17 protein-coding genes are annotated in these 21,134 nt (G+C 74.2%); 4 read left to right on the top strand and 13 right to left on the bottom strand.

The features are described from left to right. Positions 1 to 187 precede the first annotated feature (187 nt). Positions 188 to 634 (bottom strand): nitroreductase family deazaflavin-dependent oxidoreductase, encoded by a 447-nt coding sequence (locus tag LNK82_RS02835; protein ID WP_230565318.1) that lies wholly within the window; start codon positions 632 to 634, stop codon positions 188 to 190. 174 nt (positions 635 to 808) lie between these two features. After that, entirely contained in the window at positions 809 to 1,567 is a 759-nt protein-coding gene (locus LNK82_RS02830; RefSeq protein WP_372470394.1) for a phosphotransferase family protein, read from the bottom strand. Positions 1,568 to 1,848: 281 nt separating this feature from the next. On the opposite strand from LNK82_RS02830, the gene LNK82_RS02825 reads away from it, so the two are divergent. The 3 genes from LNK82_RS02825 to LNK82_RS02815 are packed head-to-tail and all read left to right on the top strand — an operon-like array spanning position 1,849 to position 4,228. Then, entirely contained in the window at positions 1,849 to 3,069 is a 1,221-nt protein-coding gene (locus LNK82_RS02825) for a riboflavin synthase (RefSeq protein WP_230565316.1), read from the top strand. Then, positions 3,066 to 3,848, top strand: coding sequence for a class I SAM-dependent methyltransferase (locus LNK82_RS02820; RefSeq protein WP_230565315.1), 783 nt, complete (start codon positions 3,066 to 3,068; stop codon positions 3,846 to 3,848). The genes LNK82_RS02825 and LNK82_RS02820 overlap by 4 nt, the downstream gene beginning before the upstream one ends. After that, entirely contained in the window at positions 3,845 to 4,228 is a 384-nt protein-coding gene (locus LNK82_RS02815; RefSeq protein ID WP_230565314.1) for a hypothetical protein, read from the top strand. The genes LNK82_RS02820 and LNK82_RS02815 overlap by 4 nt, the downstream gene beginning before the upstream one ends. 24 nt (positions 4,229 to 4,252) lie before the next feature. Here LNK82_RS02815 and LNK82_RS02810 read toward each other — a convergent pair whose 3' ends face one another. The 11 genes from LNK82_RS02810 to LNK82_RS02760 form a co-directional block, all read right to left on the bottom strand. Continuing rightward, positions 4,253 to 7,276 (bottom strand): TIR domain-containing protein, encoded by a 3,024-nt coding sequence (locus LNK82_RS02810; protein WP_230565313.1) that lies wholly within the window; start codon positions 7,274 to 7,276, stop codon positions 4,253 to 4,255. Positions 7,277 to 7,463: 187 nt separating this feature from the next. Next, positions 7,464 to 7,613: an alpha/beta fold hydrolase family protein gene (locus LNK82_RS02805; protein ID WP_230565312.1), complete on the bottom strand. Its 150-nt coding sequence runs from the start codon at positions 7,611 to 7,613 to the stop codon at positions 7,464 to 7,466. Positions 7,614 to 7,674: 61 nt separating this feature from the next. After that, positions 7,675 to 9,915, bottom strand: a complete 2,241-nt coding sequence (locus LNK82_RS02800) for an NACHT domain-containing protein (RefSeq protein ID WP_230565311.1) — start codon at positions 9,913 to 9,915, stop codon at positions 7,675 to 7,677. Between the two features lie 123 nt (positions 9,916 to 10,038). Continuing rightward, positions 10,039 to 10,947 carry an aldo/keto reductase gene (locus tag LNK82_RS02795; protein ID WP_230565310.1) on the bottom strand — a complete coding sequence of 303 codons (909 nt, stop codon included), beginning with the start codon at positions 10,945 to 10,947 and terminating at the stop codon, positions 10,039 to 10,041. Next, entirely contained in the window at positions 10,944 to 11,435 is a 492-nt protein-coding gene (locus LNK82_RS02790; RefSeq protein WP_230565309.1) for an adenylyl-sulfate kinase, read from the bottom strand. Before LNK82_RS02790 ends, LNK82_RS02795 begins: the two co-directional genes overlap by 4 nt. Then, on the bottom strand, positions 11,435 to 12,145 hold the full coding sequence (locus LNK82_RS02785; RefSeq protein ID WP_230565308.1) for a phosphocholine cytidylyltransferase family protein: 711 nt from the start codon (positions 12,143 to 12,145) through the stop codon (positions 11,435 to 11,437). The genes LNK82_RS02790 and LNK82_RS02785 overlap by 1 nt, the downstream gene beginning before the upstream one ends. Beyond that, positions 12,142 to 12,741: a gamma-glutamyl-gamma-aminobutyrate hydrolase family protein gene (locus tag LNK82_RS02780; RefSeq protein ID WP_230565307.1), complete on the bottom strand. Its 600-nt coding sequence runs from the start codon at positions 12,739 to 12,741 to the stop codon at positions 12,142 to 12,144. The genes LNK82_RS02785 and LNK82_RS02780 overlap by 4 nt, the downstream gene beginning before the upstream one ends. Further along, entirely contained in the window at positions 12,738 to 15,014 is a 2,277-nt protein-coding gene (locus LNK82_RS02775; protein ID WP_230565306.1) for a PEP-utilizing enzyme, read from the bottom strand. Before LNK82_RS02775 ends, LNK82_RS02780 begins: the two co-directional genes overlap by 4 nt. Next, positions 15,011 to 15,775 carry a class I SAM-dependent methyltransferase gene (locus tag LNK82_RS02770; protein WP_230565305.1) on the bottom strand — a complete coding sequence of 255 codons (765 nt, stop codon included), beginning with the start codon at positions 15,773 to 15,775 and terminating at the stop codon, positions 15,011 to 15,013. Before LNK82_RS02770 ends, LNK82_RS02775 begins: the two co-directional genes overlap by 4 nt. A gap of 51 nt (positions 15,776 to 15,826) precedes the next feature. Further along, positions 15,827 to 16,669, bottom strand: a complete 843-nt coding sequence (locus LNK82_RS02765; RefSeq protein ID WP_230565304.1) for a sulfotransferase domain-containing protein — start codon at positions 16,667 to 16,669, stop codon at positions 15,827 to 15,829. Then, entirely contained in the window at positions 16,666 to 17,832 is a 1,167-nt protein-coding gene (locus LNK82_RS02760) for a beta-ketoacyl synthase N-terminal-like domain-containing protein (protein ID WP_230565303.1), read from the bottom strand. The genes LNK82_RS02765 and LNK82_RS02760 overlap by 4 nt, the downstream gene beginning before the upstream one ends. Positions 17,833 to 18,141: 309 nt before the next feature. Between LNK82_RS02760 and LNK82_RS02755 the strand changes: the two genes are divergently transcribed. Then, positions 18,142 to 21,081, top strand: coding sequence for an AfsR/SARP family transcriptional regulator (locus LNK82_RS02755; protein WP_230565302.1), 2,940 nt, complete (start codon positions 18,142 to 18,144; stop codon positions 21,079 to 21,081). Positions 21,082 to 21,134: the final 53 nt, after the last annotated feature.

Genomic DNA, 21,134 nt, shown 5'->3' with positions numbered 1-21,134 from the left:
CACCCGAACGTGTAGGTGCCACAGGCGATCGTGGGGGGGGGGCCCCCCCGGGGGGGCCGCCCCCCCCCCGCCCGGGGGGGGGCCCCCCCCCCCCTCGCCCCGCGCCCCCCCCCCCCCCCGCGGGGGGGGGGCCCCCCCCGCCCCCCCCCCCCCACGACACCTTCGCGGGAGGAGCTGCCCGCCGGGGTCAGTCCTGGGGAGTGATCACGACGATCGGGAACTCCCGGTCGGTCTTCTGCGAGTACTCGTCGTACAGCGATAACATGCTCGTCATCTGCGCCCAGAGGGCCTCGCGCTCGTCCGGGGACGCGACCCTGGCGCGGGCGGTGAACCGGCGGTCGCCGACCTGCACCCCGACGCTCGGGTCGACCTGGATGTTCTTGAACCACGCCGGGTCCCGGTCGGAACCACCGTCGGAGGCGATGACCACGAAGTCCTCGCCCGCGGTGCCGTAGATCAGGCAGGTGCGACGCGGGATGCCGCTCTTGCGCCCGGTGGTGGCGAGCACGAGCGTGTAGATGCCGTTCGACTCGTGCCCTTCGGCTCCGTTCGACGCCAGGTACTTGCGCGTCTGCTCGGCGATCAAGTCCCTTGGCGAGTCGGTGGCGCGGTCGAGGTCATCGGCGACAGCCATGATTGGGGCGGTCCTCTCTGGAACGGGAGTCTGGTGCGAAGCGGACTGAGCGGGATTCACGTCAGTTGATCCGCCCGGACAGCGTAGCGATCATGAGAGGTCGGCAGCGACGTCCTCCATCCGCCGGACGCAGTTCCTCCGCTTACCCGCTGCTCGTGTCCAGCAGGAACGGAGTTACCGGAGCTCCCGCACCCGCGATCTGAGCACGTCGAACTCGCACCCCGGCGCGTCCGGGTCGAAGCCGTGCTCGATCAGCCAGCGCGACGCCACCAGGCTGCGCAGCGACCACCAGGCGCGGATCACGTCGCGGTCGGCGTCCGGGCCGTAGCCGGCGAGTAGGTCGTCCAGGCGTTCCTCGTGCCCGAGCGTCAAGGTGGCGAGGTCGAACATCGCGTCGCCCGGGGCGGCCTCCGACCAGTCGATGACGCCGGTGACCTCGTCGCCGTCGACGAACACGTGCGTGATCTGCAGGTCGCCGTGGATGAACACCGGTGTCCACGGTCGGAGCGCGGCCTCGGCGATCTCGCGGTTGCGCCGGATCACCTCGGCGGGCAGCACGGCGTTGGCGAGCAGCCACGCGCACTCGCGGTCGAGCTCCGCCGCCACGTCGTCGAGCCTGGGACCCGGCCACGGCGGCAACGGCGCGTCGTGCAGCTTCCGGATGGCGGCACCCGCCGCGGCCCAGGCCGCCGGCGACGCGGCCGACGGTTCGCCGAGGACGCCGAGCGCCTTGCCGGGCACGGCGGCGATCGCGAGCACGGGCGGCTCGCACCAGAGGATCGCCGGCGTCGGTACCGGCACCATGGCCATCGCCCGCACTTCGACGTCGGCGTGCGCCGGGTCGCCGTCGACCTTCAGGAACACGTCGCCGACGCGCAGCGTCGCGCGCTGGCTGTGGGCGACGACGACTTCGACCTCTTCCACACCGGCCATCCTGGCGGGGAAGGCTGCCGATGTCACCGGATTTCCGTGATCAAGGCCGACGGCGGCGCGGGTGCCACGCGTTGATCTTGCCGGGCGGGCGGTGGTATACAGGGTCTTGGTGCGATTCCAAGGTGTGGTGGTGACAGCCCACCAGTTCCGCCCGTCGCGGCGGGACGACTCGGTGCGACTCCGAGGCCACGCGGTGAGACCCCGCTCCCTCTCGGGCCTGTGTCCAGGCCCCTGGTTCCGCGCGCGGAGGATCCACCTCCCGCTGTCGAGAGGCGAGTCGCATGTTCACCGGACACATCCACGAGGTCGGCGCGGTGACGGCCGTCGAGCCTGGCCGCATCGAGGTCAGCGCGCCCAGGACCGCCGCCACCGCGCCCGGTTCGATCTGCCTGAACGGCGTCGGGCTCTCCGTCACCCAGGCCGAACGGGCGCCGGGCGTCCTGGCCGCGGTGCTGTCGCCGGAGACCCGGCGCAGGTCGACGCTCGACGGGATCCGGCCCGGCACGCGGGTCAACGTGGAGGCGCCGCTGGTGCTGGGCGACCGGGTGGGCGGTCACCTGGTGCAGGGCAACGTGGACGCCGTGGGCAAGGTCGTCAGGGTCGACGACGAGACCACCTCCAGGCGGTTGTGGATCAAGCCGCCGGAGCGGTTCATCCCGATGGTCGTCCCGAAAGGGCAGATCGCGGTCGACGGTGTCAGCCTGACCGTCGCCGAGGTGTCGCGCGACCGGTTCTCCGTGGCGCTGCTCCCCGTGACGTTGGGGAGCACCACGCTCGCCGACCTGTCGGCCGGTGATCGCGTGAACCTGGAGCCCGACCTGGTCACCCGCCTGGCACAGCGCCGGCCGTCCGACCCGGGACGTGCGGTGGCCGAGGCGGTCGCGGCGCTGCCGTGGTCGGGCCGCCGCTCGGGCGCACGCGGTGTGCAGGAGGCCCTCGCGCAGCTCGCCGCCGGCGGGGCGGTGGTGGTGTGGGACCCCGATCTGGAGGGTGAGGGGGACGTGGTGTTCGCGGGTGCGCACCTGCGCCCGGAGGCGTTCGTCTTCCTGCTCACCCAGGCCTGCGGTCATTCGACGGTGCCGTGCGCGCCCGAGGTGCTGGAACGGCTGGAGATCGGTCCCATCCCCGGCCCGGGCGACCGGCACGGCACCCGTCAGCACGTCCCGGTGGACCTGGCCGCCGGGACCGGCACCGGGGTGTCCGCGGCCGAACGCGCGGCGACCGTCCGCCGCCTCGCCAGCCCGCGCGCCGTGCCCGGCGACTTCCTCCGGCCGGGCCACGTCTTCCCGCTCGCCGCACGTCCGGGAGGGCTCGCCGAACGCGGCGGCCACACGGAGGCCACCGTCGCCCTGTGCGTGGCGGCCGGACTGCCGCCGGTAGGGGTGTGCTGCGAGGTCATGAACCCCGACGGGACCATGGCGAAGGCCGCCGACCTGGAGATCGCCGCGCTGCGCTGGGGCCTGCCGATGGTCGACGTGGACGACCTCAGGAAGTACCTGTGAGCACGGCCGGACGCGACCTCTACGACGACGACCGGTTCTTCGCGGGGTACCGCCGGCTGCGGGATTCGGCTGCCGCGATCAACGACGTCGTCGAGATCCCCGCCCTGGACCGCATGCTCCCTCCCGTGGCGGGTGCCTCGATCGTCGACCTGGGCTGCGGAACCGGCGCCCTGGCCCGGCGACTGGCCGACGCCGGAGCGGCCGACGTCCTGGCGGTGGACTCGTCCCGGCGGATGCTGGCGCTGGCCACCCCGCACCCGCGGGTCCGCCTCCTGCGCGCCGATCTGGACGAGCTCGCACTGCCCGCCCGTTCGGCCGACCTGGTGGTGAGCAGCCTCGCGCTGCACTACGTCGCCGACTACCCCGGCCTGGTCGAGCGCGTCGCCCACTGGCTGCGGCCGGGCGGGCGGTTCGTCTTCTCGGTCGAACACCCCGTCTGCACGGCCGCGGATCCCATGTCCGGGTGGGTGCGGACCGAGCACGGCACGGTGTGGCCGGTCGACGACTACGCGCGCGAGGGGTCGCGGACCCAGCGCTGGATCATCGAGGGCGTGCAGAAGCACCACCGGCGACTGACGACGCTGATCGGCGCGCTCCTCGCCGCGGGCCTGGAGCTGACGGGCATCGACGAACCGGTCCCGAGCGACGCCGCCCTCGCCGACCGCCCCCAGTTGGCCGAACACCTCCGGCGACCACCGCTGCTCGTGCTGGCCGCCCGCCGCGACGACGCCGCTCGCGCCGGTCCGGGGTCGGCTCCTCCGGGAAGGGGAACGCGATGATCGAGCTCGACGTGGTGGACCGCATCGGGGTCGTGCGGCCGGCGCACGGCAAGGTCAATGCCCTGAACCTGGAGCTGTGCCGGGCGATCACGCGGACCGTGCGCGACCTCGACGACCAGGACGCCTTCCGCGCCGTCTTCGACCTCGGCAAGCCGATGGTCCCGCCGGGCTGCCGGAACTGCGGGTCGCGTGCCGTTCCCCCGGTCGGCCCTGGAGATCATGCGGTTCGCGATCGGGCCGGTGGCCCGCACCGGGCGGTCTTCGACGGCGCCAACCACGGGCCGGAGGAGGCACTGGCGCTGGGACTGGTCACCGAGCTGTGCGACCCCGACGGGCGGATCGTGGCCTTCCTGAACCGGACGGTCGGCAGCGGCCCGTGAGCGGCCACGGCGGTGGCGCGGAGTTCAGCGGCAGAGCTCCTGGTAGGGCACCTCCGGCACGTAGCGCTGCCACTCGTCCCGGGTGAGCGGGCGCCGGGTGGTGTCGCACAGGGTCCTGGCGAGGTCGCCGGTGTAGCCGAGGTCCCACTCCCGCACCGAGTGGTCCTCGCCCGCGCTGGCCAGGGTCCTGCCGTCGGGGCTGAAGGCGACCGCGCGCACCGGACGGGTGTGGCCGAGGTGCGGTTGACTGACCTGGCGCCGGCTGCCGACGTCCCACAACCGCACCGAGTTGTCCCCGCTGCCGGTGGCCAGCAGCCGCCCGTCCGGGCTGAACGCCACCGAGTACACCGGCCCGGTGTGACCGGTCATGGCCTCGCCGACCGGCCGGCGGGTCGTGGTGTCCCACAGCCGGATGACGCCGTCGTCGGATCCGGTGGCCAGCAGGCCGCCGGTCGCGTCGAACGCCACGCCACCGACCGGGCCGGCGCCCGCCGCGGTCAGCGTGGCGTCCCGTGCCGGGTCGGTGAGGTCCCAGAGCTGGACCTTGCCGTCGTCACGGCCCGCGGCGACGCTCCGGCCGTCCGGGCTGAACACGACCTTCACCGCGGGCGGCCCGTCGAGCAGGGTCCTCGTCCGGGTCTTCGTCGCGATGTCCCACAGGAACACCGACGGCTTGACCTCCTCGGTGTCCCCCACGGCCACCGCGAGGCTCCGCCCGTCCGGGCTGAACGCCACCGACCAGGCCACCGCGCCCTCGACCAGGCGATCGAGCTGCTTGCCGGTGCGCACGTCCCACAGCGTCACGCTGCCGCCCGACTCGATCGGTTCGCCACCGTCGCGCCAGACGTCGACGCCGGCCAACGCCACCGTGGCGCCGTCCGGGCTGAACGCGATCGACCGCACGGTCCGGGTCGTCCCGGTCGTCAGGCTGCCCGCAGGCTCGCCCGCGCCGTCCCACAGCCGCACGCTGGGCCCTTCGGTCCCCCAGTCGGTCCCGGGGTTCGTGCCGGGCGTGAGCGTCACGCCGCCGAAGACCTCGCCGTAGAACGGGCCGCTCAGCACACCGCCGACGGTCACGCCGCGCACTCCGCCGAAGGTGGTCAGCCAGTTCGCCCCGGCCAGGCACACGCGCCAGCCGTCCTGCCCGCAGGAGAACTGGTTCCTGGCCTGCTCGGGGTTCCACCCGTAGTCGCCGCCCGTGGCCAGGGTTCGGCCGTCCGGGCTGAACGCGGCGGCGTACACCGGGCCGACGTGCCCGGTCAGCGGCTGGTTCGCCCGCAGTTGGCCGCTGACGTCCCACAGCCGGACCGTGCCGTCCATCGCCCCGCTCGCCAGCGCGTGGCCGTCCGGTCCGAACGCCAGCGAGGCGACCTGCCGGCTGTGCCCGGCCAGCGGGTCGCCGACGGGTTGCCGGGTGCTCACGTCCCACAGCCGGACGGTGCCGTCCTGCCCACCGGTGGCCAGGGTCCCGCCGTCCCGGGAGAAGGCGACCGGCGGTGCGTTGTCGAACCGGTCGACCCGGGTGCGCGCCGGCATCGCCGGTCCGCTCTCCTGCCGCGTGCCCACGTCCCAGAACCGGATCGCACCGTCCGCACCCGCGCTGACCACCGTCTTCCCGGTCGGGGACATGGCCAGGGCGGCCACGACCCGGGAGGCCCCGTCGGGGCGGTACGCCTTCACCGGTGCACCGATCTGCTGCTGGGTGGCGGTGTCCCAGAAGCGCAGGGTGCCGTCCGCCGCCGACGTGACCAGCGTGCGGCTGTCCGGGCTGAGCACCACCGAAGGGCTCACCTCGGCGGCGGTGCCGTAGTCGGCGATCGTCATGTCGCTGCCGATCCGGGCCCGCGTCACCGGGTCCAGCAGCCGCACCTGCCGCTTCCCGTTGCTCACCACCAGGAACCGCCCGTCCGGGGCGTACGTCACGGCGGGAGCGGGGTGGTCGTTGACGGCGCTGGTGGCGGGGCGGCCGTCCAGCCCGGTGGCGATCACCTGACGGGTGGCCACGTCCCACACCGTGCCGCCGCTCTCGTGCGCGGAGACGGCCAGGGTCCGGCCGTCCGGGCTGAACTCGACCGACCGGACCGCGCCGGAGAACGCGGGCAGGTCGCCGATCGGGGCGCGGGTCCGGGTGTCCCACAGCCGGACCAGCGTGTCCGCCGCCGTGGCGAAGGAAGTGCCGTCCGGGCTGAACGCCACCGCACCGACCGCTCGGCCGCCCGCGTCCAGCCGGGCGATCCCTGACCGGCCGGCGGCGATCAGCATGCCGGTGGCCGCCTCGGCGGTCGGGCTGATCCCGTCGGCGGCCAGGCTGAGCAGCCGGGACAGGTCCGGATCGGTGTCGCCGATCGCCTCGCTGCGCGCCGCGAGCGCCCGGGACAGCGCCTGGTCCCGTTGGGTGATCGCCGCTTGCCCCTGCACGAGCGCGACCAGCCCGAGCAGCGCCACCAGCCCCACCGCCGCCCACCGCAGCCAGGTGGCGATCCGGTGCTGCCGGTCGTCCTCGCTGTCCAAGCGGTCCTTGGACTTGCCGTGGACGGGAGCGGCCAGCGTGGCGAGCTCGGAGCGGAAGCTGCTGTTGCGGGTCGACAGGCGTGGCCGGTCGCGGGCCCAGGTGAGGTCGACCCAGAGCGGTTCGGCCGCGAACCAGCCGGCCAGGGCGCGGGGCAGCGCGGTGGTGCGGTCCCAGTCGAAGTCCCCGGCCGCCTCGTCCCACTGGATCACGCCCTCGCTCAGGACGATGAGGAACGTCTCGCGCTCCCGGTTGGCCCGCCAGTACTCGACCTCCCGCCCCACCCAGACCGATCCGGCGGCCCGCGGTGAGGCCATCAGGATGAAGTAGCGGGACGAGTCCAGCGCGATCTCGATGGTCCGCCACAGGTCGGGGTTGGCGCCCAGGCTGGTCTGGTCCCGGAACACCCGCAGGGCCCTGGGCCGGTACCAGCGCTTGGCGAACCGGTGCAGCCCGCGTTGCACGTCGGCGGCAAGCCGCATGTCCGCCGCGTGGCTGTAGGACAGGAACGCGTCATAACCGGGGCGGTCACTCGCCATGAGGGGCCCTCCACTACCGGTTCCACATTCGGCGGCCTGCCCGTTCAGTCCACGATCAGGGACACCGGCGCACTCCCGAGCGATGAGCTTGGCGGCGACGCTATCAGCGCCGATGCCGGTGGCCGGGCCGATTCGTTGAGCCGAACAGGTTGTTCACGGCGCGTGCCACCGGACGCCGCCGCCGAGATCAGCCGCCGAGGAACTCGAGGAGCACGGGGTTCACCGGGACCGGGTCGTCCTCGTGCACGTCGTGTCCGGCACCCGGGGCGAAGGGCAGTTCGGCCTCAGCCTCGACACCGGCTGTGCGCGGCACCGACAGGTCGTCCGAAACGTCCACGGCGGCAATGCCGCCGGTGAACCGGACCCGGTGGCGGAGCAGCCGCTCGGGACGAGCTCGCTCAACCCGGGTGAGCGGCCGGCGGCGCGTCCGGCGTGCCGGGCAGCGCACGCGCCTGGTCGGGGTCGGCGGCCGTGGCGGCCAAGTGGCTTTGCAACGTGCGGTGCAGGAAGGCGTGACCGTCGAGCCTGCGCCGGGTGACGACCCGTTCCTCGGTGTGCGCGAGGAACGCCGCGACGTCGCGCGGCAGCATCCCCGCCCGCACCACCAGGCGCAATGCCGTGCGGTGACTCCACCAGCCGTGCAGGGACACGGCGAACCCGGCCAACCAGATGCCCGTGATGGCGGCGATGGTCGCGTGCAGCAGCGCGGGACGCAGTGGTTCCGCGACCGAGCCGCTGAGGAAGTGCGCCGATCCCAGCACCAGCAGTGCCGCCGCGCCCGCGCTCAGCCGAACGACCAGCGTGCGTCGGGCAGCCGAAACCCGGCGACCGTGCGGCGTGGTGCGGGCGACTGCCTGGTCCGGCAGCGTCAGCACGCCCGCGGTGAGCCCGGCGGTGACGCCGGGGACCAGGCCCAGTAGCAGACCGTGGAAACCGTCGAACCAGTCGAGGTTGCCGCCCACGGTCCCGATGGCCACCCCGATCACCAGACCCGTCAGGAGCACCCGCACGGACGAACCCCGCGCCCCTCGCCAGTCCAGCCGCCAGTGCGCGGACAGGAACTCGGATCGGTCGAGCGGGGACACGCCGGTCTCCGGTGTTCTGAGCGCGGATCGCCAGTACACCAGCGCGGTCGCCGCCAGCACGCCGGCGCTCACCGCACCGGCGACCGGACCTCCGGTGATCGCGGCGTAGCCGGTCACGGCCGCGGCGCACCCCACCGCCAGCGCTCCGTAGGCCCAGATGAGCCGTGCTCCCGCCCGCCGCTCGGCCGGGGGCAGCCAGGACAGGTTCAGCCCGTCGGTCGTGAAGGTGTCGCGGCCGGCCGACTCCATCAGCACCGCCAGCCCGCGCATGTGCCGCAGCGACTGCCCGTGGCTGTACGGGACGGCGCTGGTCAGACCTCGTTGGCGGGGCAGCGCTTCGGTCAGGTAGGCCGACCAGAGGCGGTCGAGGTCGTTGTCGATCAGCTCGCGGACCAGCGCCTCGTCGACGTTCCTGCTCCGGTAGGTCAGCACGGCCACGGTCAGCGTCAGCGGGGTGTCGAGCAGCCGCGCCAGCAGCGGGTTGCGGTCGCACGCCGCGCGCAACGACGCCAGCTCGGGCCCGGCCTCGCTCAGGTAGTCGTCGACGTCGCGCGGCCGGAGCGGCTCGATCTGCACCGCCACGCCGAACTCGAGCCGCCTGCCCGACTCGAAGTACTCGTTGACCCTGCTGCACACGACCATGCCCGCGTTGAGCCGGGAGCGCAGCAACGACAGGACCTCCACGCACCGCCTGCGGTCTCCCAGGTCGCGGATCTCGTCGAGCCCGTCCAGCAGCAGCACGACCGGGCTGCGGTCCGCGCCCAGCCAGCGCCGCACCCGCTTCGGCGGCACCTGGTACAGCCGGCCGATCTCCCAGGCCAGCCACTCCACGGCCGTGTCGACGGCGAGCTCGACCTGCGCCTGCCTGGCTTCGGTCAGGCGTTCCTGCCGCATCGCGACGTCTTCCGCGCTCTCCTCGCCGTCCTCCGCGGACCGGGGCCGCAGGAGGGCCCACTGCAGGCCGACCAGCTTGTACGGGTCCACCTTCCAGCTGCTGCCGGACAGCGACACCACGATCGGCACCGGGCCGTCGGGGTCGGCCAGCAGGTGTTCGGCGAGCCGCAGCAGCTGCGTGGTCTTGCCGGCGCCCGGCGCGCCCAGCACGACGAGCCTGCGCGCGGTCCTCTCGTCGGCGAAGATGTCCACGATGCCGGTGAGGGTCGGGGTCCCGACCACGCGCAACGGGCCGGTGATCGCGTCACGGCGTTCGGCGAAACCGAGCTTCGCGGGCACGATCCGCTCCAGCGACCGCGCCAGGAACTCGTCGATCCAGACCACCTTCATCCGCCGGCGCAGGTCGTCGAGGTACCCGTCGGCGCGCGGGTCGAACGCCTGGTCCGCCACCGCGTCCGGGGCGCGTTCCCGGCGTTGCCACGCGAGGGCGCCGGCCAGCAACGTCACCAGGGCGAAGACGCTCAGCGCCAGGCCGGTGCGCTGCTTCATCCACGCCTGGCCGGGCAACGGGTTCTCGGCCACCCAGTCGCCCAGCGGGGCGAAGTAGGCCGCGGCCACCGCGGTGACGACGAGCGCGGGCACCCAGGCGCGTCTCCCCAATCGACCCCACCTCCGCCGCCGGCGTCGTTCGGCGCGGGCCCGAACGTTCGGTTCGGGGGTCGAGCCGGGCGCTGATCATATCGGCACGAACGCGGCCGGGACGTGTCCGCCGCGAAGCCGCGGTCACGCCGGCGTGTCCAGGAGCACCTGGTGCTGCTCCGACAGCTCGACCGGCTCCATCACCTCGTCCAGCTGCTCGACGCGGCTGACACCGCAGATCGGCGTCATGCCGTGCGCGCGCAGCCAGGCGAGGACGACCTGGTTGCGGGTCGCGCCGAGCTCGTCGGCGACGCGGGCCAGCGCCGCGAGCCGCCGCGTCGTGCCGGGGTGGTCGTAGGCCTCGGGCAGCGGGCGGTCCGGGCGCGTGTAGCCGCCCTCGATGAGCGGCGTGTAGACCCACAGCGCCAGGTCGTCGGTGCGCACGTAGTCCAGCACGTCCGGCGTCACCAGGCGGTGGCCGGGCTGCGGCAGCTTGGCGTCCGGGCGCGGCTGCACGTAGGAATGCCGCAGTTGCAGCGCCGTGTAGCCCGTGACGCCCTGCTCGGCCGCGATGCCCCGCGCCCGTTCCACGGCCCACAACGCGTGGTTGGACGCGCCGAGGCGGCGCACGAGCCCCTGTTCGACCAGCTCCCCGAACGCCGCCACGGTCTCGGCGAGCGGCACGCCGCGGTCCTCCGCGTGCGCCCAGCACAGGTCCACGTGGTCGACGCCGAGCCGTTCCAGGCTGAGCTTGGCGGCGTTGCGGATCGCCGTGGCGGACAGGCCTTCCGCGCTCTCCGGCCAACGCCCCGGCACGGTCGGGTACTGGCGCATCTTGGTGGACAGCAGCACGGGCGCGCCGGGGCGGGCCGCGAGCCAGCGCCCGATGACGGTCTCGCTCTGCCCGCCGACGCCGTTCGGGTCGGCGGGGAACCAGTACACGTTCGCCGTGTCGACCCAGCGCCCGCCGCGTTCGACGAACCGGTCCAGCAGCGCCATGGACGTCCGCTCGTCCACTCTGGTCCCGAAGTCCCGGGTGCCCAGCACGATCATCTGCCTGTCCTTCCCACGAGTGCGAGGATGCGGTCCGCCACGTCGTCCGGCCGGGTGGTCGTGGTGTCGACGGCCAGGTGCGGCGACCGCGGGAACTCGGCGGCGATGTCCACGCCGACGACGTCGGTCCGGCGGTAGACCTCCGAACGGCTGCGCAGCGCCTCTGGCGACGCGTTCAGCCACACCTCCAGGTAGCCGGGCAGGTGCTCGCGGTTCCACTCGTGCACGGAGTGGAACAGCGACACCGTCGCGCACACCACGAGGTGGCCCTGCGAGGCGATCTCGGCGGCCAGCCGCGCGTAGACCATCGCGAGCCGGCGGCGTTCGGCCACCTCGAAACCCGGCCCGTCGGCCAGCACGCGCCGGACGCGGTCGCCGTCGAGCAGCACGGGCGGCTGCCCGGCGCGCGCCAGCCGCTGCCGCACCAGCTCGGCCGTGGTGGTCTTGCCGACCCCGGACAGCCCGGTGATCCACACGACGCCCGCCATCACGTCCCCTCGTCCAGCGCCTTGAGGACGCCGCGCCCGGCGACGACGTCCGATGGGTGGTCGAACTCGAACCAGGGCCCCGCCACCGGCACGGCGGTGACGGTCAGCTCGCGCACGAGCCGGCTCAGCAGGCCGGTCATGTCCAGTCCCGGCACGTGCGTCGCCGACGCGACCGACCACGCGTGCGGCGTGAGGCGGAACAGCCCGGTGTACTGGCCCTGCACCTCGGCGGTGGTCGTCGGGCGCCCGCCGATCTCGACGACCCGGTCCCCGTCGAGCCGGAACGTCTCGGCGTCCGCGAGCGGGTCGGCGAACCTGCCGCGCCACAGCGCTTCCCAGTCCGGGTCGTACACCACGGCCACGTCGCCGCCCGCGGTCGCGAGCCGGCGCACCGACTCGGCCGAGTACACGATGTCGCCGTAGCTCACGATCACCGGCTCGCGGGTCAGCCACCGCGTGGCGGCGGCGAGCGACTCGACCATGGTCGTCGAGGCCCAGCGCGGGTTGTGGAACCGGGTCAGGTCGAGGCCGTCGAAGGCCTCGGCCCGCCACCCGGTGACCACGCCGATCTCGTCCGCGCACGCCCTCAGTGCACGGACCTGCCGGTGCAGCAACGAGGACCCCTCGACCTCGATGAGGCACTTCGGCCGATCGTCGGTGGCGTCGCCGAGCCGGGACCCGCGGCCGGCGGCCAACACGAGCGCCTTCACGACACCTCCAGCAGCCCGCGCACCAGCGCCACGTCCTGCGGCGCGAACTCCGGCTCCCGCTCGGGGTGCCACATCACGCCGACCACTCGCGCGTCCCGGTGCCGCACCGACTCCACTACCGGGCCGCACACCGCTTCCACCACCAGCGGGTCGGCCACCACGTCCGCCCCTAAGCGGTGGTAGCTGTTGACCTCGCGGCGCCCGCCGGAGCGGAACTCCACCTCGTGGCGCACGGCGACGTGCCCGGCCACGGGTCGCAGCGACGTGCCGAAGTGGTTGAGGATCGCCTGCATCCCGCGGCACACGCCGAGCACCGGCACGTCGCCGGTCAACGCCCACCGCAGCAACCGCCGCTCGGTCTCGTCCCGCCGCGGCGTCGTCCCCCCGTACGCGACGAGGTCGCCACCGCCGGACAGCACGAGCCCGGCGAGGCCCAGCTCCCGCGCCGCGCGCACGGCGTGCGGGGCGGAGTTCGGCAGCGGCACCGCGACCACGCCGCACACGGCGAGGAACTCCACCCACCGCACGTCCAGCGCGTCCCGCTCCTCGTCGTGCTCGTCCGACACGGCCCGCTGCGTGATGCCGACCGCCTTCACGACACCACCCCCACGTGCCCCGCACCCGCGTCGACCTCCAGCGCCGCCGCGCCGAGCCACGCCCGGAACTGCGCCTCCCCCACCCCGATGACCGCGGGCACCCCCAGTTCCAGCGCGCGGATCGCCATGTGCGAGTTGACCCCGCCGAACGCGGTCACCAGGCCCGCGATGCCGCGGGAGAACAGCCAGTCGTAGCCGGGATCGGCGCCCGCCACCAGCGCGATGGCGCCCTTCGGCTCGTCACCCGCGTCGATGTCCGCCACCCGCGCCACCACCCGGCCGCGCGTGACGAAGTTCGGCCGGGTGGCCGGCACCCGGAAGCCCCACACGTCGTCCGGGCCGGTGATCAGCGGTGGCAGGACCACACCGCGGCTGACCGCGTGCGCGGCGCGTCCGCGTTCCACGGCGCGTGCCAACGAGGTCGACCCGACCTCCTCCACGTCCACATAGGACATGTCGTCGGCCGACAACCCCTGTCGCGAACCGAACTCGCGCACGCTGACCAGCACGTCGCTGAGCACGGCGGTGAACTCGAACTTGGCCCGCTCCCGACCGCGGATGGCCCCGCCGATGAACGCCAGCAGCCGGTGCGCGTCGAAGGTGAGGCCGGCCTGGCTGATGAGCCGGTCGATGGCGCGCACCTGGCCGGCGCCCGGCCGGAACCCGCCGGGTTCTACGACCGGTGGCCGGGGCGCCGACCAGTCGAAGTACCGGTCGGGTTCCTCGTCGTAACGCGGCGACAGGATGTCGTAGGTCCCCGGCCGCAGGTGCCCGTAGCGCTTGAGGAACGCGGTCTTCTCCATCGAGGCGAAGTCGCTCTTCAACTCGCCCGCGACCATGCCGAGCCCGGCGACGAACGCGGCCCGCTCGTCCTCGGTGAACACGCCCGTCGCGACCAGGTCGCCCAGCAGCTCGGTGGCGACGAACGCCGCCCGCGCCAGCCCGGCGAACGGCAGCGTCCCGTGCGCCACGCAGGTGTCGAGCATCGCCGCGATGCCCGGCGCGCAGCACCCGGGCTCGTGGTGGCCGCACCCCGGTCGGGGGTCGAGCAGCCGCAGCGAGGCGAGGTCGCGTTCCCACAGCGGACCGGACACCATCCGGTCGGTGAGCTGCCGCAGCGCGTCGCGGAACGCCCCGTGCTCGCGCGTGGTCAGCCCGGCCTCGGCCACCGCGTCCACCCGGTCCGGCCGCAGGCCCAGGTTCGACACCACGACCTCCGACTCGACCTTGTCGTGCAGGTGCGGCCGGTCGACGAGCCGGTCGAGCCAGTGGTCCACCAGGCGCGCCGCCAGGTCGTCGGACAACCCCTGCGGCAGCAAGGAGTTCAGGCTCACCCGCACGTCGACGTACGGCAGGCCGGCGAAGTCCACCAGCAGCGGCACGCCGCCCAGGTCGCGGTAGCCGTACCGGCGCCGGGCGCGGGCGTACACGTCGTCGGTGATCAGCCGTCGGTACAGCGACAACGCCAACGGCCGCGGCCGGAGGCCGACGATCTCCGCCGGGTTCCAGTCGGGCATCACGCCGAACACGGCGCGCTCGCCGACCACCGGAGCCCTCGCCGGCTCCCTCCTGCCGATCGCCTCGGACACGCGCTCCAGCACCAGGCGGTGCTCGGCGGCGGGCACGGGCGTGCCGGCCACGACGAGCGGGCGGACCTGGAGCAGCACCAGAGCGCCCGAGGACCGGACGGCGAACTCGATCTCCAGGCCGTCGAGGCCGGTCAGGTCGGTCAGCTCGCGCAGCAGCGCGGTCACGCCCGGCAGCGGCGCGTCCGGCCCCCAGGCCGTGCCGTACCAGGTGTTCACCCCGCCGACCCGGCCCGCGGTCACCGCGTCGGTCCCCGCGCCCTCCACCCAGTTGACCACCAGGTACGGCGCTCCCCCGCTCGGGTCGCGCCCGCAGGCCACCCCGCTGAGCACCGCGTCGCGCACCTGCGGCTGCACGAGCACCTGGTCGTCGGGCCGCTCGTCGTCGTAGGAGGCGAAGACGCGGTCGACGCCGTCGGCGAGCTGCTCACGGGTGTGCAGGCCGGGCAGCGTCCGGAACCGCCCGGCCTGCGAGCCGTGCGCCGAGTCCTCGGACCCGGCGCTGCTGCGCGCCATCAACGGGCCGCGCGCCCACGGCTGCCGCAGCACGTCGTCGAGCACGCGTTCCCGTTCGGACCGCCAGCGGCGCAGCGGGAAGTACGCCAGGGGCGGCACCTCGGCGCGGGTGACCAGCGGCGCCAGGCGCGCGAGCGACTCGGCCTTGGTGCCCAGGCGCACGCGGGTCACGGGCGGTCCTCCCCCCGACGGCGCGCGACCCAGGCGACGGTCTCGTACGGCACGGAGATCCGCGCGCCCGCCGCGGCCCGCACCAGCTCGCGGATCTCCCGCAGCACGGTCTCGAAGCGGTCGCCCGCCTGCTCGCCGAGCGTCGAGTGCGAGCGCCACAGGTCGCACCACACCTCGGCGTCGAGGTCGTAGACGGTCCGGCCGGAGATCCGCACGGGCACCTCGAACAGCTCGCTCTCCTCGATCGCCGTGCCCTGCTCGGACCGCCGCACGCCGTACTGGAAGTCCGGGACGTGCGACTTGATCAGCTCCTCGATCCGCGCCTGGAGCGGGTCGTCCAGCAGGCGGTGGTTCCACAGGCAGACGAAGTAGCCGCCGGCCCGCAGCAGCCGGACCGCCTCGCGCAGCGCGACCTGGCGGTCGGTGTGGTCGAACGAGCCGCCGTAGCTGACCAGCGCGTACCGCCCGCTCGGCCGCCCGGTGTCCTCGCCGACGCCGGTGTGCCAGCTCACCGAGCTGTAGTCGGCCGTGCGGTGTTGGCCCAGGGAGCGCATGGCGTCGTTCGGCTCGACCGCGTCCACCAGCAGCCCGCGGTCCAGCAAGGGCTGGGTCAGGTGCCCGGAGCCCGCGCCGATGTCGCACGCGATGTCCCCGTAGCCGACACCGGCCACCCGGACGACCGCGTCGACCACGGCGGCGACGTACTCCGGCCGATCGCTGTAGGTGGACGCGTACTTGCCGAAGTCGAACTTGATCGGCATGGGAGCTCTCCTATCACGTTGGCGTGCAGAGGCGGGCGTGCGCGGGCCGGGTCAGAGGCGGTAGCCCAACCGGGCGGCCGCGTCGACCAGCGCCGGCTCGCGGAAGCGCGCGGCGAGGTCCTCGTCGTCGATCCACTCGCGCCACTCGCCGACCTTGCCGCGCCGGTTGACCCGCGGGCCGTTCCCGGCGACCCGCACCTCGTGCGCCCGCATGGCCTCGAAGGAGCTGCGCTCCACCGCCCGCTCCAGCTCGGACCGGTCCACCGCGACGCCGAACCCGGCCAGCAGCGCGGCGACGGTCTCGACGGGCCGGGACTTCAGGTCCTCGAACCGGACCACCGCGGACCGCCGGAACCGGGGCAGCGCGTCGAGCCACGACTGGTTGAACGCCGCCCAGTGCGCGATCGGCGGCTCGGAGTTGATGCCGAGGCCGTCGAGGAACTCGGCGAACGTGCCCTGGCCCTTGGGGTTCTCCGGCAGCCACGCGGCGGAGAAGCCCCGGAACCACTGGTACGACGAGTAGACGGCGTCACGGGGGTCGCGGACGAGCAGCACGGCGCCGGCGACCTCCACGCCGTCGTACTCGCTCGGGTACAGGTGGTTCTTGAAGAACCGCAGCTCGTCGCGCTCCGGCCCGCCGGCGGTGGTGCGCAGCCGGTCCCGGTAGGCGGCCCACTCGGGCACCACGGTGGTGCCGCCGCCCGGCTCGATCGCCTCCGCGTACGGGTCGACGTGCGCGAAGCCCAGCTCACCCAGGATGTTGCCGATCAACGACGAGCCGGAGCCCGGGTAGCCCGCGATGGGCACGTCCCGCGCCCCGAGCCGGCGGATGTTGGCCCGGTGCCGTTCGACGGCCTCGCGGTCGGCGGTCGACGTCGTGGACTGCTCGGTCATCGGCTGCTCCCGGTGTGCGGTTGGAGGACGGCCGCCGCGACGTTGCCGCCGAACCCGAGGCCGAGCTGCACGGCCGGTCCGCCGGGGTGCAGGAAGTGGCCTTCGGCGAGCTGCGGGTGGCGCTGGTCGGTGACCGCGCGCGGTGCGGGCACGACGCCCTCCACGACGGCTCGTGCCAGCGCCACCAGCTCCAGCAGCGGCGCGGTGCCCATGGTGTGGCCGAGGAGCGGCTTGAGGCCGTACGCGACGGCCTTGGCGCCCAGGTGCGCCAGCACCCGCTCGTCGGCGTTGTTGCAGCCGACCGTGCCGGTGGCGTGCGCGACGTACAGCCCGATGTCGGCCTTGTCCACGCCCGCGGCGGTCAGGGCCTGGTCGACGGTGCGCACCAGGTGCTCGCCGGACGGCTCGATCGACGTCGGGTGGTAGGCGTCGTTGCCCAGCGCGGTCGACAGCACGCGCAGGTAGCCCGCCGGGTGCGGCGCCGAGGTCAGCACGACCGCCGCCGCGGCCTCGCCGATGACGAACCCGCGCGTGCCCTCCTGGAACGGGCGGCAGACGTCGTCGGGCGGGCTGTCGTGCACCAGCGCGCCGAGGTCGGCGAACAGCCGGATCTCCTCGCCGTCGTAGCCGATGTCGGCGGACGTGACGACCACGTCGGTGGCGTCGCCCCAGCGCAGCAGGCGGTGGGCGAGCGCGACGGCGTGCAGGCCGGACGAGCACGCGGCGCTGAGCACGGCGCTCGGGCCGAGGAACTGGTTCTTGATCATCACCTGGCCCGGTGGCGTCGTCCACACCTGCTCGACGAACCGGCGGCGGTTCGTGGCGCCCAGGTACCGGTCGCGCCACAGCTCGCGGTCCGCGCCGGTGGTGGCGTGCAGCACCGCGACCCGCTCACCCGGCTCCCACCCGTGGGCACGGGCGTCGGCGAGCGCCTCCTCGGCGACTTCGGCGATGGCCCGCGCGTACCGCGTCGTCCCGCCCGACGCCTCCGACCGGTCCGGGACGCGGGCGTACCAGCAGGGGTCGGGGAAGGCGTCACCCAACCCGCGGTGCGGCCTGGCCGAGGAGACGCCGCCGACGAGCCCGTCCCACAGGGCGGCGGCGCCCCAGCCGTAGCCGGTCACCGCGCCGATACCCACGACGTCGATCCCTCCGTCGGACATTGCCGCCCTCTCTGGTCCGGGGCGCATACGCCCCCGTCGGAGTCCGGTTGGGCGAAGCCCCCCGAGTCCGCCCAACCGGAAATCCGATTGCCGCGTCCGCTCGGATCACCGGCGGACGGCACAACCCTCGTCGAACGTGGGCACATACCGCTGTCACAGCGCCTTAGTGCCAGCTCAGAGGGGGTTCCGCAGGGCCTGGCGCGGCCCGCTCCCCATAACGCCCCACGTCGAATTCCCTCAACCGGCCCCTGGTTGACTCGAATTCCGGCACCTAGGCTGGACGCCCTTGGGGGAAAGGTGGGGGACGCAATGCTCTCGGGTATTCGCTATTCCGCACTGGGGCCGCTGTCGGCCTGGCGGGCGACGGAGAAGATCGAGTTGGGCTGGGCCAAGCAGCAGGCCGTGCTGGGCGTGATGCTGCTGGAGATGAACAAGCCGGTGCCGGTGCGCAAGATCGTCGACGGGGTGTGGGGCGACCAGGGGCCGCGCGACGCGCGCAACGCCGTGCAGACCTACATCAGCCGCCTGCGCCGCGTGCTGAGCGGGCCGGGCGAGTCGCTGGTGCACACCGAGGCCGGCTACCTGCTGCACGGCGAGCCGACGAACCTCGACGTCGTGGTGTTCGAGCAGCACCTCGACGCCGCGCACGAGCGCTACCGCGACAGCGACGTGGCGGGCACGGCCGAGCAGGTGGACGCCGCGTTGGCGCTGTGGCGCGGCGAGCCGTTCAGCGGGCTCGACGGCCCGCTGCTGGAGGCGGAGCGGCAGCGGCTGGCGGAACGCCACCTCAGCGCGCAGGAGCTGCGGGCCCGCATCGGGATCGAGCTGGGCCGGGCCGGCGAGAGCGTCGCCGGGCTGACCAGGCTGGTCGCCGAGAACCCGTTGCAGGAACGGCTGCGCGCCCTGCTCATGCTGGCCCTGTACCGGTCGGGCAGGCGGGCCGCCGCGCTGGACGTGTTCCAGGAGACCAGGCGGCTGCTGGCGGAAGAGCTGGGGGTCGACCCCGGCGAGGAGATCCGCGACCTGCACGAGCGGATGCTGCGCGGCGACCCGGACCTGACCGCGCCCGGCGGGCAGCCGGCCACGCGCAACACGCTGCCGCGCGACGTCGTGGACTTCACCGGCCGGGAGGGCGAGCTGGCGCGCCTGCTGACCGACCCGCCGCCGTCCACCGCGGCGGTGGTGGAGGCCGTGGACGGCAGTGCCGGCGTGGGCAAGACGGCGCTGGCCGTGCACGCGGCGCACCGACTGGCCCACCGCTACCCGGACGCGCAGCTGTTCGTCAACCTGCACGGCCACTCGGCGGGCCGCGCCCCGGTCGAGCCGCTGGCCGCGCTGGACACCCTGCTGCGCGCGCTCGGCGTGCCCGGCGAGCGGATCCCGGCGAGGCTGGACGCCCGCGCGGGCCTGTGGCGGGCCGAGCTCGCCGACCGCGCCGCGCTCGTGGTGCTGGACGACGCGACGGACGCCGAGCAGGTCCGCGCGTTGCTACCGGGCACGGCCCGCAGCCTGACCCTCGTGACGAGCAGGCGCAGGCTGGTGGACCTGGAGGCCGCGCACGCGCTGTCGCTGGACGTCCTGCCGCACGACGACGCCGTCGCGCTGTTCGCCCGGATCGTCGGGGACCACCGGCCCGCCGACGAGGCCGACACGGTGGCCGAGGTCGTCGGGCTGTGCGGCCGGCTGCCGCTGGCGATCCGGATCGCCGCGGCCCGGCTGCGCACCCGTCCCGCGTGGACCGTCCGGTACCTGGCCGACCGGCTGCGCCAGGACCGGCCGCTGGCCGAGCTGGAGGCGGGCGACCGGGGCGTCACGGCGGCGTTCTCGCTGTCCTACCGGCACCTGACCGGCGAGCAGCAGCGGGTGTTCCGGCTCCTGGGGCTGCACACCGGCCCGGACGTCGACGCGGACGCCGTCGCCGCGCTGGTCGGTCTGGAGGTCGGCGCGGCAGGCCGGGTGCTGGAGGACCTGGTCGACGTGCACGTGCTGGAGCAGCCGACGGCCGGGCGCTACCGGTTCCACGACCTGGTGCGGCACTTCGCCCGCGACGTGGTGGAGCGCACCGACCCGGAGCCCGTGCGGTGCGCCGCGCTGGACCGGCTCGGGGACTACTACCTGCACACGGCCGCGGCGGCCGTGAACACCATCGCGCCGCACGAGCGCCCACGCCGCCCGGACCTGCCCGCACCGGCCGTGCTCTCCGGGTACGACGAGGCGCTGGCGTGGCTGGACGCCGAGCGCGCGAACCTGCTGGCCGTGGCCGGGCGACCGCGGTACACGACACTGCTGGCCGACGTGCTGCACCGCTACCTGCACCTGCGCAACCACATCGACGACGCCCTGGTGCTCGACTCGCTCGCGTTGGCGGTGGCACCTGACCGCGACGCTTCGGGACGTGCCCTGCACCGCCTGGGCCTGGCCCACTACCGGTCGGGCAACCAGGCCGAGGCGCGGTCGTGCCAGGCGCGGGCGATGGAGGTCTTCCGCGCCTCCGGCGACCGCCAGTGGGAGGCGGACGTGCTGCGGGCGACGGGCGTGCTGGACGGCCTGGCCGGCAGGCACCGCGACGCCATCGACATCAACCTGCGGGCGTTGGAGATCATCCGCGAGGTGGGCGGCGTCGCGTGCGAGACGGCGGCGCTGTCGAACATCGGCGTGGCCTACCAGCGCCTCGGCCGGTACGACGACGCCCTGGAGCACCTGACGGAGGCCGCGTACCTGGCGCGCAGCATCGGCCACGACGTCGCCGAGGGCTACGCCTTGTGCGAGACGGGCGTCGTCCACCGCAGGCGCGGGGAGTACGCCGAGGCGCTCGACCACCACCGCCGGGCGTTGGCGAAGGCCCGCGCCAACGGCCACCGCGTCGGCGAGGGCTACGCGTTGGCCAGGCTGGGCGAGGTGCTCGGCCTGATGGGTGACGAGGCGCGGGCCTTGGACCACCTGGACCGGGCGCTGGCCGCGAGCCGGGCCGCGTGCCACCGGGTCAGCGAGGGCGACATGCGGTGCGTGCTGGGCGACCTGCACCTGCGCGCCGGTCGTCGTGCGGAGGCTTCGGCGGAGTTCGACCGGGCCTTGGCCATCGCCGTCGACACCGGGGACCGCGGCCAGGAGGCGCGGGCGCACGAAGGTCTCGGTGACGCGGCGGAGGACCCCGAGGTGGCGCGGCGGCACTGGCTGCGGGCGTTGGAGGCGCACGCGGTGATGGACGCCCCGGGGGCGGACGTGGTGCGGGACAAGCTGGCGAGGTAGCGGGGACGGGGGGGCCGGCCCCCGAGGGGCCGCCGGGCCCCCCGGGGGCGGCC

Origin of the sequence: Saccharothrix luteola (genome assembly GCF_020859565.1) — a bacterium.
Taxonomy (GTDB): domain Bacteria; phylum Actinomycetota; class Actinomycetes; order Mycobacteriales; family Pseudonocardiaceae; genus Actinosynnema; species Actinosynnema luteola.
The sequence above is the reverse complement of the archived record's forward strand: the minus strand, read 5'-3'. Positions and strand labels throughout refer to the sequence as shown.

Coding starts and splice junctions, on each gene's coding strand:
- LNK82_RS02760 (WP_230565303.1), bottom strand. CDS start 17,832: ATGTCCGACGGAGGGATCGACGTCGTGGGTATCGGCGCGGTGACCGGC.
- LNK82_RS02810 (WP_230565313.1), bottom strand. CDS start 7,276: ATGGCGAGTGACCGCCCCGGTTATGACGCGTTCCTGTCCTACAGCCAC.
- LNK82_RS02830 (WP_372470394.1), bottom strand. CDS start 1,567: ATGGCCGGTGTGGAAGAGGTCGAAGTCGTCGTCGCCCACAGCCAGCGC.
- LNK82_RS02835 (WP_230565318.1), bottom strand. CDS start 634: ATGGCTGTCGCCGATGACCTCGACCGCGCCACCGACTCGCCAAGGGAC.
- LNK82_RS02755 (WP_230565302.1), top strand. CDS start 18,142: ATGCTCTCGGGTATTCGCTATTCCGCACTGGGGCCGCTGTCGGCCTGG.
- LNK82_RS02825 (WP_230565316.1), top strand. CDS start 1,849: ATGTTCACCGGACACATCCACGAGGTCGGCGCGGTGACGGCCGTCGAG.
- LNK82_RS02815 (WP_230565314.1), top strand. CDS start 3,845: ATGATCGAGCTCGACGTGGTGGACCGCATCGGGGTCGTGCGGCCGGCG.
- LNK82_RS02790 (WP_230565309.1), bottom strand. CDS start 11,435: ATGGCGGGCGTCGTGTGGATCACCGGGCTGTCCGGGGTCGGCAAGACC.
- LNK82_RS02765 (WP_230565304.1), bottom strand. CDS start 16,669: ATGACCGAGCAGTCCACGACGTCGACCGCCGACCGCGAGGCCGTCGAA.
- LNK82_RS02770 (WP_230565305.1), bottom strand. CDS start 15,775: ATGCCGATCAAGTTCGACTTCGGCAAGTACGCGTCCACCTACAGCGAT.
- LNK82_RS02795 (WP_230565310.1), bottom strand. CDS start 10,947: ATGATCGTGCTGGGCACCCGGGACTTCGGGACCAGAGTGGACGAGCGG.